We start from the raw sequence: 14,591 nt of genomic DNA, 5'->3' as shown, positions 1-14,591 counted from the left end.
TGACTCTCCATAATATATTTTTATCATATCTTAGATTATAAATTCTTTACCGCTATCTATTTTTACTTTTCTCCAAGTTATTGCCATATCAGCATTAAACTTAAACCGACTATTCTCCTGAAGTATGTTCTATACCATTATAGTTTAATGCAAAGTGTAGCTATATAGTCGTTTCCATAACGTGATAGTCTATGTCTTTTGTCACACGATTCATAAAAGTCTATCATAGCAAACCCATTTTTAAGTTGTCCTCGGATCTGAGTTTCTAAGGTATGGCTAAATTCATATCCATATTCTGGATTTATAGTTATCTTGCCTTCCTCTTCAAGCTCTTTTGAATTAAAAGGGATTGAAAATTTTAGATGTAATTCCTCATCAGGTTTATCCCATACAATATCAGCATCATACATGTATATCCAAGGATTCATAAATCCGACCATTAACAGTCCTCCCTTTTTCAATACTCGAGAAGCTTCTTTATATATGTTTTCTAAATCTTCTACATATACATTTGAAACTGGATTAAAAATAATATCAAATGTCTCATTTTCAAATGGAAATGGTTTTGTCATATCGCCTTGAACTGTATTGATTTTTAAGCCTTCTCTTTTAGCAACCATTTCATCTCTTTGCAATTGTGATTTAGAAAAATCCATTATAGTTACATCATAACCTTTTACAGCAAAAACTGGTCCCTGCTGGCCACCTCCACAAGCTAAACCTAATATCTTTTTTCCGTTTGCTCTTTCAAACCATTCTTTTGGAACTTTTTTCCCGACAGTTAATGCAACAGAAATTGGATTATTTCTAGCTTCTTCTAATTGTTCGTGTGTCAATGGCTCAGTATAGTCATTTTTCACATTATTCCATCTATTTTCATTAAATTTTATATAATTGTTCATCTTATAATCTCCTCGTAATTTTTCAAATGTGAGCTATCGTTAAAAAGTATCAGATATACTTTTATTTACGGTACTCCTCTAATTTGTACGCATATTCATTCAAAAGTTGTTTTGAATACATTTTTTCATTTTTTGAGTTTCTAACTTCTTTCCAAAGGATAGCTGCAACTTTTAACTTGTTAGAATAATTATTGCTGTGTTCATCTGCACAAAAATCTTTTAGAAATTGATTCCACTGACAAGTCGAATTATCATACTTTGCATAATCTGACTCTCCATAATATATTTTTATCATATCTTGAATTGTAAATTCTTTATCGTTATCACTTTTTACTTTTCTCCAAGCCGTTGCCATATCAGCATTAAATTTAAACGGGCTAACTCCTGTTACAGCTGAAAAATAATCTCTAAATTTTTGATTGAAGGAAAAACCGCATTCTAGCAATGGTGTATTCAAAGATATTACTTCGGCATGTTTTTTGTTTACTTTCCTTGTAGACTTTTCTATTCTATTTCCCTTAAAATATTGTTCAATAATATAGTTCAATTCTTTCTTTGTACATCTATACTCTAGTCCAAGAGACTTACATATTTGTGAAAGCTCTTCTCGATACCAATAGTACTTGTTAAATTCCTCAAATGATTCCATATCTTTAAAACTAGGTCTAATTTCTATCACACGCTCACCTCTAAAACTTAAATTATATATTTCCCTCTTAATCAACTTAATTTATTTTATTATACAATACTCCTTAGATTTCGTAAATTAAAATAAAGACTTACTCCAAGTTACCAATATCCTTTAACGATAGCCTTAGAATAAGCCTTTATTTCTACACTTCATTTATTCACTAGTTGCAACTTTTGACATTAATACTATACACTCATCGATTCACTGTTACCTCATCACTACCGCTCTACGACAACTATCTTATAAAGCATTCGTAATTAATGGCTTCGGTCTACGCCCTTGTCATTAAAACGACTGCTTCAACACGGCTCGGTTCTCCAACAAGTAACGTATTTCATATCCACTGTACACAGGAATGGTAGCACACCTATTTTCGCCTTAAAATGGGTATGTTGAAACGATACCAATAAAAAACTGCAACTTACTAGTTGCAGTTAAACCACAGATTTACTTCTGTTTCTTCTAAAAATTTACTAAAGTTAAATTTGGAGTATCAGAGGGATTGAAATATTCTCTTTCTAATCTATAGAGATTCCTATTCTGTTCGAGTTTCAGCTAAATATATTCCCCATTCAGCTAATTCTTCAGGCAAATCATAAACAGTTTTACCATTACTTTCATAGATTTCAGAAATTCCTGGTGAAGTCTCAGAAAAAGTTTCCGAAGCTGTCACTAGTTCTTCTACAAATTGAATATTATGAGGTTCAAAAAAGTCATTAAACTTCGATAGTTCTTTACTATAAATTGTCACAACATTATAGCTATCAAGCATAATTTCATCATGACTTTTATGCCCACCAAATCCAAACTTACTTAATCCATCATTAACAAGCAAATCACCGTATCTAATCAACAGTACAAGGCATTCCTCTATTGAACAATCATCAATGTAATAAACATCCTTATGTAATTCGTTCATTGCTATCTCTTTTTCTCTATCAATACTAACAGGCAATTCCAAAATAAAAAACAAGGGCTCGTCATGAATCGCAATAAAGTGTTGAAAAACCTCTAATATTTTTTCTGCGTGTACATTCGCCATCAAATAATGTTCAGTTAACTTTGTAAATGACTCAAACAGATTTTCTACCAAACTAACTCGGTGACCTTTTACTAAATTCAACATTATGCGTCCTCCAGATAATTTAAACATTATACACATTTATAATCTTATTATACCATTAAAACCTCAAAAAGACTATAACTTCGCTGTCACAGTCTCTTATAAATCTACCTCAGTTCCTTATGCTGAACTACATTCAGAACAGAAAATATTGGTAGTAAAAGAAGCATTTCAATAATTTATTCATAGCTATTAGGAACGTTTCTCTAACAAGCTTACACACTCAACATGAAACGAGTGAACACTAAGTATGTCAGTTGCGTTCGTATGTGGGAACATATCTATAAACCTTTTAACGATAAGTAGGGTTATCGTTAAAAGGTATTACCTAGACAAACTGGGATTTACTTAGTCGACAGCCACTCTCCCTTTGATAGACAGGTTATGTGTTCTGTGCGAAGAATACCTTCAAATGCACATAGAACGTTTTCTTTTGTATGATGATAACGGAAACCACATTTTTCCTGAACTCTCTTTGACTTTGTATTGCCGTCAAAATAACCGCACCACATTTTCTCCAGATTCAGGTCATCAAATCCATGTCTCATAATCTCACGAACTGCTTCTGGTATCAGACCCTGACCCCAATACGGAACTCCTATCCAGTAACCAATCTCCGCCTCAGTATCAGGAATACCTTTATCACTTACAGAGCCGATCATCAATCCTATGCTACCCACTGGCTGCATCGTTTCTTTTAAAACTATGGCGTATGTCTCAGGTGCTGAAAAAACACTTTTTATAATCTCCTTGCTATTTTCAACACTGGTATGTACAGGCCAACCTGCAATCGGACCAACCTCTGGATTACTGGCATACTGAAATAAATCATTTGCATCACTTTCTTCCCATGGACGAAGAATCAATCTTTCCGTTTCTAAAATCATTTTGTCCTCCTTAAATTCAAATTTGTCTTTGTTTAAAAATAAATCCCATTATATAATTCCATAAACTCTTTAGCAAACTTTTTGACAAGTTCATGATCAAGTGCAGTTACTAAAGTTTCTACATTTTTATTAGCTGTTGGTGTCCAATTATATGATCCGTGCATTACATAGTCCATATCTATGATACAAAACTTATCATGCATACGGTTATATCCTTTATTTCCCCATCTCGGAATGACCACAACATCGAACTTATTCTCTCTCAGTTTTGAAATCATATTTACATTTGAGTCTTCCTGCGAAACTATTATTCTTACATTTAATCCTTGCTTCTTTTTCGCTAATAACTCTTGATAAATAGCTTCATTAGAAAACCATGCAACAGCTGCCCAAATTATAAATTTAGCATCTCTAATTCCCTGAATTACTTCATCTTGAATTGCATCAAAAACTACATTATGCTCTGTTACTTCATCTGGTGTATCAATTACCTGTGGACGTATTTCAACGTGATGTAAAGCATAATCATCAGACTCCTCATATACATACTCTACTAACTCTTCTAGAATCTTCTCATTTTCTTCTGCGATTTCTAACAAAGGAACCGGAACTCGTAATTCCACAATCTCCCAATGTTGATAGGAACGCCCATGATTTGCAAATTCATATTGTGGAACAAAGTTTACTCTTGCTCTACCTATTAACCTCAACAGTTGGTCTCTTGATTCAATTGTTCTGTATTTTCTATCATATTTCAATACTTCTATCAGAGTCTTAATGAAAGCACTTCTATCCATTAATATCACCTCTCTTTATATATTTACCACTCTTAGTTCTTTTATCGTTTGGTTTTTCAGCGTCTGCAGGAATATCCCAATATAATCCAATCTTTATGGCACCAGGTACACGTCCCTATATGCAGAGGATTAGTATACTTGTTTCTTAGTTATATTATAATGTTAATTAGGCTATTTTACAATTGTCAAATTTATAGCTGGGTGCCAGTGGGTGCATTTTTTCTTATTATCCATTCTCTAGTGTCAACTCTAGGCTATGGATATGTTCCCGCTCAACCTTATTTTCTCTCAAATAATAAGGCTTACTCTAAGCTATCGATACCTTTTAACGATAGCCTAGAATAAGCCTTTATTTTCTATATTTTATTTACTTAGCGGGTGCAACTCTTAACATCAATACTACACATTCAACATGTGCTGAGAGCTTTCTTCTATACTAATAGACGAAAGGGTGTGAAAATGATTTTTAAATGATACTGTGGAACGGAACAGTAGCCCTAGTATTGACTACTGTCATTTCTATTCATATTGGCTATTCTAGGACTGAGATGAAAAAATCTATAAATGCTCAGAATAAAATTGAACCCGCAAATCTCCCCAAAACAATGGTGAGTCATGTACTTGTATTATTCCGAAAAAATACACCTCTGGTGCAGTGAGACAAATTGGTGTATCTTATAGTGGCTTCGTAGATGAAAGCTATACTCTACTATCACTCTTTGATGATGTAGAACAAATTGAAAAAGATAATAGACTTCAGACAGCTATTGATGTTGTCAGAGAACAGTTTGGTTTTTTAGCCATACAAAAAGGAACCGTCCTAACTGAAGGTTCCAGAAATATTGAACGCAGTAAACTTATCGGTGGTCATTCCGCGGGTGGATTGGAGGGATTAAAATGAAACAAGAAAAAAATACAGTACAATTTTCAGAAATCCGTAGCAAAGGATGTAATGATATTGAAATGCTTGAAAGATTTTTACATGGAATCGTTGAAACAGCAACTTCAAAACTTCGTCAGAGAAAACTCAAAACAACTGAAATATCGATACGACTAGTACATGCTAAATCTGAAAACCGATTACCATTGGAATTTACATTTAGCATTAAGCCAACAAGCTCATCTGTGATAATCTATACTGAGGTAATCAATCGCTTTAAAGAATGTTACACAGGTGGGGGAATTCAAGGTTTTACGATTCAATTTGATAAAAATACCCTTGCCTCTGCATAGAAAGGATTTGATATGATTGACCGTTCATATTTACCATTTCAATCAGCAAGAGAGTACCAGGATACAAAGATGCAAAAATGGATGGGCTTTTTCCTATCTGAACATGCATCAGCACTCTCTGATGATACAAACAAAGTAACGTACATGTCTGACTTATCACTAGAGAAGAAATTATTACTCCTCAGTCAAGTATACGCCGGGCAGCTACGCACACGCATTCAAGTGATTGAAAAAAACAAGCGTGTTTCCTACACTGGAACAATACCAAGTCTGACCAAAGATTTCATTTTGATAAAAACTACAACAGGTCACATCAATTTGAAATTAAAAGACATTATTAGTATTGAACTTGTCGAGGAGGTGCTCTATGAATCAGCTTGAGTTTCAGCGTAATCACCTACAAATGGACTATTATAGCGAGAGCTACCAAGATTTTGAACGTGACTTCTACCGCTACTCTAACATGAATATTCCATTGACCTTCCTAACTGATGATATCCTAAAAACAATGGCGACTTCACGTAAGAATTACTTTGTCCTCAATAAGGAAAAGTCCAGAGATAACCGCGATCACTTCTTCATATTTGAAGTAAGTACCGTAGATGAGAATCCGCTAATCTATCATTATACATATAAGAAAACTACAATATATTTAGCAGAAAAATAGGAGCAGTTCAATTGACTGTTCCTATTTTTAATATTCATAAAATCTAAAGTCTTTATACTCTTTAACAATGGAGTCGCCAACCAGAACAGACTATACTGACCAGCGACTACCTTAAATTTAATGTTTCAGATTTATTTTCTTATCTCTAATTTCATAAACTACATCTGCTACATTTTCGAGTAATCGTTTATCGTGGGTGATAAACACGATAGTTCCGGTGTACTCCTTCATTAGTATTTCCAAAGCCTCTAAACTTGGTATGTCAAGGAAGTTACTGGGTTCATCCATTATTAGGATGTTATATCTACCCATGAGCATTTTAGCAAGCAACAATTTTATAATTTCTCCACCGCTTAAAACAGATAAACTTTTTCCAATATCGTTCTGTTTGAACCCCATAGATGCTAGCACTGAACGAATTTCTGATATATTGTAGTCACAATCCTTCTGCATAAACTCCATAACATTCTGATTACTGTTGTACTTGTAACCATTCTGTGCAAAGTAACCTATTTTTGCCTTAGGCGAAATAGAAATTCCTTCTTCATGGTTTAAGATCATTTGGATTAAAGTTGTTTTTCCGATTCCATTACCACCAGTTAACGCCACTTTTGCTCCTAACGGAATTTGAAAAGATGCATTTTCAAACAGAGCCTTATCCCCAAATACTTTATTAATTTCTGCACCGACTATAGGGTATGGATTATGGAGCTCCAATGCTTTACTTTGCCTGAAACGAATTCTGCGAATGCCTTCCGGAGCTTCTACTTTTCCTAAGGCCGCAATTCTGTGCTCTAGGGTTTTAGCAGCATTATACATCTTTTTTTCCTTACTTCCTATTGATTTTTGATGAGCTAAACGCCCTCCGTCTTCAGTACTTTTTTTCTTTGAAGAACCTTTTGCCTTCTGTTCTATTTTACGAGCCTGTTTTCGCTTTTCCTCCGCAGCCCTTTCCAATCGGGCACGTTCCGCAATAAATTGTTCGTATTCTGCAGCTTGGCTCTTACGTTCTTCCTCTTTCTGACGAAGATAATCAGAATAGTTTCCCCAATACTCAGTGATTTTGCCATCTTTCAGTTCCCATATTTTATCTACTATTTCATCAAGAAAATAGCGGTCATGGCTAATAACTAACAGTGCACCTGTAAAATATTTTAGCTGTCCTATTAGAAAATCAATTCCTTCACGGTCTAAATGGCTCGTAGGTTCATCCGCTAAAATACCATGAACCTGTGCCGATAAGGCCTGTGCTATTTTAAGCCTTGTTTCTTCACCACCGCTCATAGTCTGTATATTTAATTGCTCAACACCTAGCTTGCCTACAAGTGCAAAATCTTTTTCCTCCTGCAGAGTTACTTCGTCCAACTGGGGAATATAGGCAAGTTCACCCAGACGATTCATTTTACATCCTGGGGGAGTTAATTCTCCTAAAAGTACCCTGAGTAAAGTGCTTTTTCCAGCACCATTTGCTCCTACTAAACCAATACGGTCATAATCATATACTTCTAATTCATTTATATCTAAAACATCGCGTCCTTTGAATTCCACACGAATGTCTTTTGCTTTTAATATTAATTCCATAACATTTCCTCCTGTCTATAATTGCATGCTTTCATTTGCTTGTATGCAGGGAAAACCCTGCGATTTTAGCAGGAAGAGTTACATGAAAATAAGATACATAAATATTCCTCCAATATTGTTTATTTTAAATCTAATTTTCTAACCTCAGTTATCATTTGGCAAACTATAGCAATGCCAATAATTAAAATACCTGATAGTAAAAACCAATGATTTACACCGATTTTATCAGCAAAGAATCCAGAAAGAATTAACCCAATTGGCATAGCAAGTGACATGATACTTCCGATCAAAGAAAATACACGTCCTAAATATTCAGGCTTAATTTTCTCCTGAAAAAGAGCTGTTTGCACACCGCTATAAAATGGCACCGAAAGCCCCATTATTGCACAGCAAACTACGAATATTACAAATCCATTTGGAGGAAGTATTCCCGAAACGGCTAAACTGGTCCCCATTATAAAAAATGAACTTGTTATTAGTAATACATGCTTTTCGAAGCCCCCTAATCTTCCTAATAATAAGCCTCCTGCTAGCATCCCAAATGCAAAGGAAATTTCCGTAATAGAAATATGCACAGGCGTTCCATTAAAGTGTTCCATGCTTATTAAAGGAAATAGTGCATTGATTGGCATATAAACAAAAGTATATAGTGTTCCTAAGAGTAATAAGGCAAACAATCCTTTGTTTTGTCTCAGAACCACAACTCCTTCTTTCATCTCCCTTATGAAATTTGGTTCTAAACTTTGCACTTGATTACCCAGCTTAGGTATACGTACAATTGCTACCGTAATAGATGCAATCACAGCACCCAATACGTCGATGGCAATAATAGCATTTAAATCCCAAACGGAGTATAAGAGTGCTGCAACTGCCGGACTAACAATATAGCTTATAGACTGCAAAGACTGACTATAGCCTGCGCATTTCGTTAGCTGTTCTTCTGGTACTAAAAGTGGTGTAACCGCATTGAGTGCTGGGGTATGAAAAGCTGTTCCAATGCTACGGATAAACAATACTATCATAATCATCCAGACAGGTAGCTCCATACAGAATGCAACAATAGCAAGCACTGCACCAGCTGCTGCGATAATTAAATCGGCACCAATCATTATCTTCTTCCTATCATGACGATCCACTAGCACACCAATGGCAGGTCCCAAAATCGCATAGGGTAAAAAACCTACTAATGAAGCCATAGACAAGACCATCGCAGATCCTGTTTTTTCTGTAAGGTAAAAAATAATCGCCATTTGCAGGATGGCACTAGTGATTAATGATACTGCTTGCCCTGCCCATATTGCATAAAATTTTCGTTTCCAATTGTTGTATTTTTCCATTTATATTATCTCCTGCATATTATTTTGCTTGAATTTCTATTTTGAATAGCATTCTAGGCAATAAAAAATGCAGGCCAAACCCCACAATGTGGCTTTTGGTCTGCATACATACAATTTGGAAACATTCATATTAAAGACATAGTTAAATAAAGGTATAGTTAAATAACCAATATCCTCACCGTAACTAATGAATGCTCAATATCGTATAAATAAGCACAACAAAAAAGCCTATCATCGGGTATAGATTCTGCTTTTTTTATTGCCAGCTTATCTTAAACGCATTGAGGCTGTCATAGTTTCGGTTCCTCCTACATCTTTGTTTATATCAATTTATAGTATAACACAACAAGATGATATGTTCAATATAAAAGTTATGGAATGAGACTCATACTTCCAATTCGATGCCAGATTTAAAGGATATGACGAAGTTTTCTTCATAGACTGTAACGCTCTGGATTATCTTCCTTAGTAGCAAGCGATTAGCTTTCACAAAATCTTCTGTTTGTAGTTTTAAAAATTCATCAGGATTTTCTAACTCAACCTCAAAATATTTCATTTTACATTCCCTCATTTCATTTATTGATAAATTGAGTTTGCAAAAAAGAGTGGACAATTTTTGTCTACTCTTAACCTTTAAAATAGTTTTTTTTAATCGATTTGAAGTTGCCTAAATTATTACTTATTCGGTAAAATGAAGTATTGCTTTCAACAGATTTCCTTCAACTACACTTCACTTGATTCAAACAAGGTGGGTACATTTCTATTCCCACAAACTCCTTGTCAATGGAAACAAACACGTACCCACAGGGTAAATGGAAATAGAAACTGATAATTTCTAGCTATCACTTCTACTCATTCCAAAAATTTTCTCACTCTGATACTTACCCACCATAAAGCAAAAAGCCTTGCAATCAAGGCTTTCATTATCCCTTTCGTTCAAAGGTTTCTAAGCTTTTACGAGCAGAGCGACACACTCAGCGGTTCGCTATCTCCGTTCTGTCTGCGTGCTAGCACTTGTCAATCACGGACAGCTATCGCATGGGCGGAAGTAAATGCTAATCTTCGTCGTTTTACTCCTTGACTAGCAAACTTACCGCCTCAACATGGTACGTCCCTGGGAACATATCTACAGGTTGCACTGAACCTAGTTTATAACCTAGACCTCTCATAATTTCCATATCTCTAGCTAATGTAGCTGGATTACAACTAACATAAACTATCTTTTCTATTCCCATTGAAGCTAAATCACGTAGGAAACTTTCCTCACATCCTTTACGTGGTGGATCAACGATAACTGCATCTAATTTCACATTTTGTGAGATTAATTTTTTAATTACATCTTCACTCTTACCTAGTAAAAACTCTACATTAGTTATATTATTATTTTTCGCATTTTCTCGGGCATCTAAAACAGCCGCTTCTACTATTTCAATACCATACACTTTCTTAACTTTCTTCGCTGCGAATAGACTGATTGTTCCAATACCACAGTAAGCATCGATTATCGTATCAGTTTCTTTTAATTCTGCAAGTTCCAACGCTTTACTATATAATACTTCTGTTTGAACTGGATTTACTTGATAGAATGAACGAAGTGAAATCTTGAATTCTATTCCGTCTAGCGTGTCAGTTATATAGTCTTTACCAAAAAGATTTTCAGTTTTATCACCAAAGATTACATTTGTCTTCTTATCGTTAATATTTAACATAATACTAACGATTCTGTCATCTAATTTAGATATTTTTTCAACGAATTCATCTAGTTTATTAAACTTCTCTTTTGCAACAATACCAACCATAATTTCACTTTTTAGGGTGTTTGTTCTAAACATAATATGTCTAATAGCACCTGAGTGGTTATTTTCATCATAAATTGATAAGTTAAGCTCTGAAATTAGACTACGTAACTTGTTCATTAATACATTATGTTCATCATATTGAATAAAACATTTCTCTATATTAACAACATCATGGCTTCGTGGTTTATAATAACCCATCTTAACTTCACCATTAACTTTTTGCACCGGAATCACAGACTTATTACGGTAATAATATCCATCTTCCATTCCTAGCGTATCTAATACTTCGATAGAATCTTTTCCAAGAGCTTTATCCATAACATTTTGAACTTTTTTCTTCTTAAACTTCAATTGTTCTTCGTAGTTCATATGAACTAAATTGGCACCTGAAGTTTTTGGAATACCATCTACTCTATTTTTAGAATTTTCAATAATATTAAGAACTTTTCCATAACCAAGATTTTTCTTTAATTTAATTATCTTAAACTCGATTACTTCACCTTCTATAACATCTTCAATAAAAATTGGAAAATTATCAATTTTAACTACACCAAGACCATCGTGGGTATAATCTATAACTTTCCCTTCGAATACATCATTTTTTTGCATAATTCACCTTTCTAAAATAAAAAGGAGAACAGCTATAGGAAACTGACTTCCCTACTCTGTTCTCCTACATTTAATATTTATTAAACTATCTTTACATGCTTAAACCAATTACTTTAATTGAATTAACAAACTCAAGATCTTTAATTCGTTTATTTAATTTTTCAATATTTATATCACCTGAACTCAGCTCTAAAGAAATAATTATCGTAGCTTTTGCATTAATCGGCACCGTTTGGTGAATAGTAAGCACACTACACTTTTCTTCATTAACAACCGATAAAATTTTACCTAAAATTCCAGGAATATCATCAACATCTATAGATAACGATAGAATTGACTGTCTTTTCACATCTTGAATCGGAAAAATTGTATCTTTATATTTATAAAATGCACTTCTACTTAAATCAAACCTTTTAGAAGCTTCTAAAATTGATAATTTAGAATCTTCTTCTAAAGCTTTTTTCATCGCTAATGTCTTCTTTACAGCTTCTGGCAATACATCTTCTCTAATTATATAATAAACTTTTTCTTTATCCACAGTGGTTATCTCCTACTCTACGAATTCAAACTCACCTTTAAGAATTTTAACCGTATCACCGTTTTTACATCCTCTTTCACGTAAAGCATCATCAACACCCATAGAACGCATTTGTTGAGCAAAACGTCTAACAGAAGCGTCACGGTTAAAATCAGTCATTAAGAATGCACGTTCAATACCAGGTCCACTTACTACATAAGCTCCTGTATCATCACGAGTAATCTTGAATGTTTCATCCTTAGGTTTATGTTTATAAAGAACCCTATTTTCCATACTTTCTTCTTCAGTATCAAGTTCATATAACATATTTGGATCTGTATTATCAAGTATATCACTTATTTTATAAAGTAAGTTATCGATATTACTACGTGTGAATGCAGAGATTTCAACTATATCTACTTCTTCACCATCGTTTTCTAAGTGTTTTTTAAACTCTTTAAGATTCTCACAAGCCACTGGAATATCCATCTTATTAGCTACTACTACTTGAGGTCTTTCTAAAAGTCTCATATTGTATTCTGCTAACTCTTGATTAATAATTTTATAATCTTCATATGGATCACGACCATCAGTTGCTGACATATCTACTACGTGAACAATAACTTTAGTTCTTTCAATGTGACGTAAGAACTGATGTCCAAGACCTACACCTTGGCTAGCTCCTTCGATTAATCCTGGAAGATCAGCCATAACAAAACTTCTGTGATCTTTTGTTTCTACTACTCCAAGATTTGGCGCTAATGTTGTAAAGTGATAATCAGCAATTTTTGGTTTTGCTTTTGATGTTATTGATAATAATGTTGATTTACCAACAGATGGGAATCCAACAAGACCTACATCAGCCATAAGTTTTAATTCTAATGTAAGATTCCTTTCTTCTCCTGGTTCACCATTTTCAGCAATTTCTGGCGCTGGATTTGAAGGTGTTGCGAAACGACAGTTTCCACGTCCTCCACGTCCTCCACGAGCTACTACTACTTCTTGCTCGTGTTCTACTAAGTCTGCTAATACTTCTCCAGTATCAGTATCACGAATTACTGTTCCTGGTGGTACTTTTAAGTATAAATCTTTTGACTTTCTACCATGCATACCTTTGCTCATTCCGTTCTCACCATTAGGCGCAACGAATTTCTTCTGATAACGATAATCCATGAAAGTTCTTAATCCTTCATCAACGATGAATACAACGTTCGCTCCACGTCCACCATCACCACCTGCTGGACCACCTTTTGGAACATACTTCTCTCTTCTAAATGCTACTAATCCGTTCCCACCATCTCCTGATCGGACGAATATTTTTACCTCATCTAAAAACATAAAAATCTCCTATAAAATTCTCTTTATTTTTCTTAAACTTCAACTTTTAAACTATATAAAATTCAACTCGATAAAAGTTCATATACCATGAACTATTATAACATAATTTTTCCTACGATAATAATATTTAGCGAGATTTTAAACAAAAAAATATACGGCTGCATACACAGCCGTACTTTACTCCACAGGCAGGACTCGAACCTGCGACCCTCTGATTAACAGTCAGATGCTACTACCAACTGAGCTACTGTGGAAAAATCTCTAAATAAAAAAATGGAGCGGGTGATGAGAATCGAACTCACAACATCAGTTTGGAAGACTGAGGTTTTACCACTAAACTACACCCGCATAAATATTTGTTATTAACTTATGTATTAATTATATAATAGATATTATTATTTGTCAACAACTTTTTTAATTTTTTTTTATTTTTTTTGAAATTTATAATTTTGTTAGCTTTACTAAAGAATTCTTTTAAAAATCAGGAAATATCTGTAGAAAAATAATATTATTTTCATTGGATAATATATAGTATAATAGTTTTCCTTTAATTTGTAAAGATATTTTACAAAAATTTATAAAATTTATTCTAATTTTATAAATCAAGAGAAAACGTAATCACTGTATATTGACTAGCAATATCTTATAATATATAATATAATTACTAACATAGATACTTAGTTGTATCTATCGCAAATCATAACTAGAGCTGAATGCTCTCATCCGTCAGTATTAATTTACTGGCGGTTTTTTATTAGTATGGCATTCAAGTGGCAAAACAAAAAGCCTTAAACGTTGATACTTTAAGGCTTCTCTAACTTTATTATTTAGTTTCTCTGTTTGATTTGATAATTTCTATAAACCCCCAACACTCCCTAACCGCTGATATATCAACATTTCTATATTTAGTAATTTATCAACAATGTTGGTAAATATTTCAATTTGTGGGTCAAGTGTGGGTCAACTCAAGATTATTTTTATTATTTATCTAGCACATGTAAAAGAAATTAAGTTCACTTTTAATATTATAAGATATGGTATGTGCATTTTTTACACTAACCACTTTTAAAGGGGGGTTTCTACTCGTCTTTTTTTTAGGGACTCCGAAAT

General features: G+C 33.8%; 15 protein-coding genes and 2 tRNA genes. 4 read left to right on the top strand and 13 right to left on the bottom strand.

Features of this window, described 5'->3' with window-relative positions; all coding sequences use genetic code 11:
- Positions 1 to 137: 137 nt before the first annotated feature.
- The 5 genes from HMPREF3186_RS04175 to HMPREF3186_RS04155 form a co-directional block, all read right to left on the bottom strand.
- On the bottom strand, positions 138 to 902 hold the full coding sequence (locus HMPREF3186_RS04175; RefSeq protein ID WP_060914054.1) for a class I SAM-dependent methyltransferase: 765 nt from the start codon (positions 900 to 902) through the stop codon (positions 138 to 140).
- Between the two features lie 61 nt (positions 903 to 963).
- On the bottom strand, positions 964 to 1,581 hold the full coding sequence (locus HMPREF3186_RS04170; protein ID WP_060914053.1) for an SAP domain-containing protein: 618 nt from the start codon (positions 1,579 to 1,581) through the stop codon (positions 964 to 966).
- A 547-nt stretch (positions 1,582 to 2,128) separates the two neighbouring features.
- On the bottom strand, positions 2,129 to 2,755 hold the full coding sequence (locus tag HMPREF3186_RS04165; RefSeq protein WP_197415020.1) for a hypothetical protein: 627 nt from the start codon (positions 2,753 to 2,755) through the stop codon (positions 2,129 to 2,131).
- Positions 2,756 to 3,060: 305 nt separating this feature from the next.
- A complete protein-coding gene (locus tag HMPREF3186_RS04160) occupies positions 3,061 to 3,603 on the bottom strand; it encodes a GNAT family N-acetyltransferase (protein ID WP_006703207.1) in 543 nt (180 codons plus the stop codon).
- Between the two features lie 32 nt (positions 3,604 to 3,635).
- Positions 3,636 to 4,400 (bottom strand): phospholipase D-like domain-containing protein, encoded by a 765-nt coding sequence (locus tag HMPREF3186_RS04155; RefSeq protein ID WP_060914051.1) that lies wholly within the window; start codon positions 4,398 to 4,400, stop codon positions 3,636 to 3,638.
- A 655-nt stretch (positions 4,401 to 5,055) separates the two neighbouring features.
- Between HMPREF3186_RS04155 and HMPREF3186_RS04145 the strand changes: the two genes are divergently transcribed.
- From HMPREF3186_RS04145 to HMPREF3186_RS04130, 4 genes are read left to right on the top strand one after another with little or no spacing between them, the layout of a single operon-like run.
- On the top strand, positions 5,056 to 5,301 hold the full coding sequence (locus tag HMPREF3186_RS04145; RefSeq protein ID WP_001813542.1) for a hypothetical protein: 246 nt from the start codon (positions 5,056 to 5,058) through the stop codon (positions 5,299 to 5,301).
- The gene (locus HMPREF3186_RS04140; RefSeq protein ID WP_000806926.1) at positions 5,298 to 5,633 is read left to right on the top strand and encodes a DinB/UmuC family translesion DNA polymerase; all 336 of its coding nucleotides are present in this window, start codon (positions 5,298 to 5,300) and stop codon (positions 5,631 to 5,633) included. Before HMPREF3186_RS04145 ends, HMPREF3186_RS04140 begins: the two co-directional genes overlap by 4 nt.
- A 12-nt stretch (positions 5,634 to 5,645) precedes the next feature.
- The gene (locus HMPREF3186_RS04135) at positions 5,646 to 6,014 is read left to right on the top strand and encodes a hypothetical protein (protein WP_000567222.1); all 369 of its coding nucleotides are present in this window, start codon (positions 5,646 to 5,648) and stop codon (positions 6,012 to 6,014) included.
- On the top strand, positions 6,001 to 6,300 hold the full coding sequence (locus HMPREF3186_RS04130; protein ID WP_001072467.1) for a DUF5960 family protein: 300 nt from the start codon (positions 6,001 to 6,003) through the stop codon (positions 6,298 to 6,300). The genes HMPREF3186_RS04135 and HMPREF3186_RS04130 overlap by 14 nt, the downstream gene beginning before the upstream one ends.
- A 117-nt stretch (positions 6,301 to 6,417) precedes the next feature.
- Here HMPREF3186_RS04130 and msr(D) read toward each other — a convergent pair whose 3' ends face one another.
- The 8 genes from msr(D) to HMPREF3186_RS04090 form a co-directional block, all read right to left on the bottom strand.
- On the bottom strand, positions 6,418 to 7,881 hold the full coding sequence (gene msr(D) / locus HMPREF3186_RS04125) for an ABC-F type ribosomal protection protein Msr(D) (protein WP_000420313.1): 1,464 nt from the start codon (positions 7,879 to 7,881) through the stop codon (positions 6,418 to 6,420).
- A 119-nt stretch (positions 7,882 to 8,000) separates the two neighbouring features.
- Positions 8,001 to 9,218 carry a macrolide efflux MFS transporter Mef(A) gene (mef(A), locus tag HMPREF3186_RS04120; RefSeq protein ID WP_000417519.1) on the bottom strand — a complete coding sequence of 406 codons (1,218 nt, stop codon included), beginning with the start codon at positions 9,216 to 9,218 and terminating at the stop codon, positions 8,001 to 8,003.
- 385 nt (positions 9,219 to 9,603) lie between these two features.
- The gene (locus tag HMPREF3186_RS04115) at positions 9,604 to 9,774 is read right to left on the bottom strand and encodes a hypothetical protein (RefSeq protein ID WP_000873143.1); all 171 of its coding nucleotides are present in this window, start codon (positions 9,772 to 9,774) and stop codon (positions 9,604 to 9,606) included.
- Between the two features lie 514 nt (positions 9,775 to 10,288).
- Entirely contained in the window at positions 10,289 to 11,626 is a 1,338-nt protein-coding gene (gene rlmD, locus HMPREF3186_RS04110) for a 23S rRNA (uracil(1939)-C(5))-methyltransferase RlmD (protein WP_060914049.1), read from the bottom strand.
- A gap of 91 nt (positions 11,627 to 11,717) precedes the next feature.
- The gene (locus tag HMPREF3186_RS04105) at positions 11,718 to 12,164 is read right to left on the bottom strand and encodes an ACT domain-containing protein (RefSeq protein ID WP_003144896.1); all 447 of its coding nucleotides are present in this window, start codon (positions 12,162 to 12,164) and stop codon (positions 11,718 to 11,720) included.
- Positions 12,165 to 12,176: 12 nt separating this feature from the next.
- A complete protein-coding gene (obgE, locus tag HMPREF3186_RS04100; protein WP_060914048.1) occupies positions 12,177 to 13,481 on the bottom strand; it encodes a GTPase ObgE in 1,305 nt (434 codons plus the stop codon).
- A gap of 180 nt (positions 13,482 to 13,661) precedes the next feature.
- Positions 13,662 to 13,735: transfer RNA gene (locus tag HMPREF3186_RS04095), tRNA-Asn, on the bottom strand.
- 20 nt (positions 13,736 to 13,755) lie between these two features.
- Positions 13,756 to 13,829 (bottom strand) — tRNA-Gly (locus tag HMPREF3186_RS04090).
- Between the last annotated feature and the right edge of the window lie 762 nt (positions 13,830 to 14,591).

The organism is Gemella haemolysans, from assembly GCF_001553035.1.
Taxonomy (GTDB): Bacteria; Bacillota; Bacilli; order Staphylococcales; family Gemellaceae; genus Gemella; species Gemella haemolysans_B.
The sequence above is the reverse complement of the archived record's forward strand: the minus strand, read 5'-3'. Positions and strand labels throughout refer to the sequence as shown.

What these genes read in the sequence shown, in the direction of transcription:
- HMPREF3186_RS04175 (WP_060914054.1), bottom strand. Translation starts at nt 902, where the DNA reads ATGAACAATTATATAAAATTTAATGAAAATAGATGGAATAATGTGAAA.
- HMPREF3186_RS04165 (WP_197415020.1), bottom strand. Translation starts at nt 2,755, where the DNA reads ATGTGTATAATGTTTAAATTATCTGGAGGACGCATAATGTTGAATTTA.
- HMPREF3186_RS04160 (WP_006703207.1), bottom strand. Translation starts at nt 3,603, where the DNA reads ATGATTTTAGAAACGGAAAGATTGATTCTTCGTCCATGGGAAGAAAGT.
- HMPREF3186_RS04155 (WP_060914051.1), bottom strand. Translation starts at nt 4,400, where the DNA reads ATGGATAGAAGTGCTTTCATTAAGACTCTGATAGAAGTATTGAAATAT.
- HMPREF3186_RS04140 (WP_000806926.1), top strand. Translation starts at nt 5,298, where the DNA reads ATGAAACAAGAAAAAAATACAGTACAATTTTCAGAAATCCGTAGCAAA.
- HMPREF3186_RS04135 (WP_000567222.1), top strand. Translation starts at nt 5,646, where the DNA reads ATGATTGACCGTTCATATTTACCATTTCAATCAGCAAGAGAGTACCAG.
- HMPREF3186_RS04130 (WP_001072467.1), top strand. Translation starts at nt 6,001, where the DNA reads ATGAATCAGCTTGAGTTTCAGCGTAATCACCTACAAATGGACTATTAT.
- HMPREF3186_RS04115 (WP_000873143.1), bottom strand. Translation starts at nt 9,774, where the DNA reads ATGAAATATTTTGAGGTTGAGTTAGAAAATCCTGATGAATTTTTAAAA.
- rlmD (WP_060914049.1), bottom strand. Translation starts at nt 11,626, where the DNA reads ATGCAAAAAAATGATGTATTCGAAGGGAAAGTTATAGATTATACCCAC.
- obgE (WP_060914048.1), bottom strand. Translation starts at nt 13,481, where the DNA reads ATGTTTTTAGATGAGGTAAAAATATTCGTCCGATCAGGAGATGGTGGG.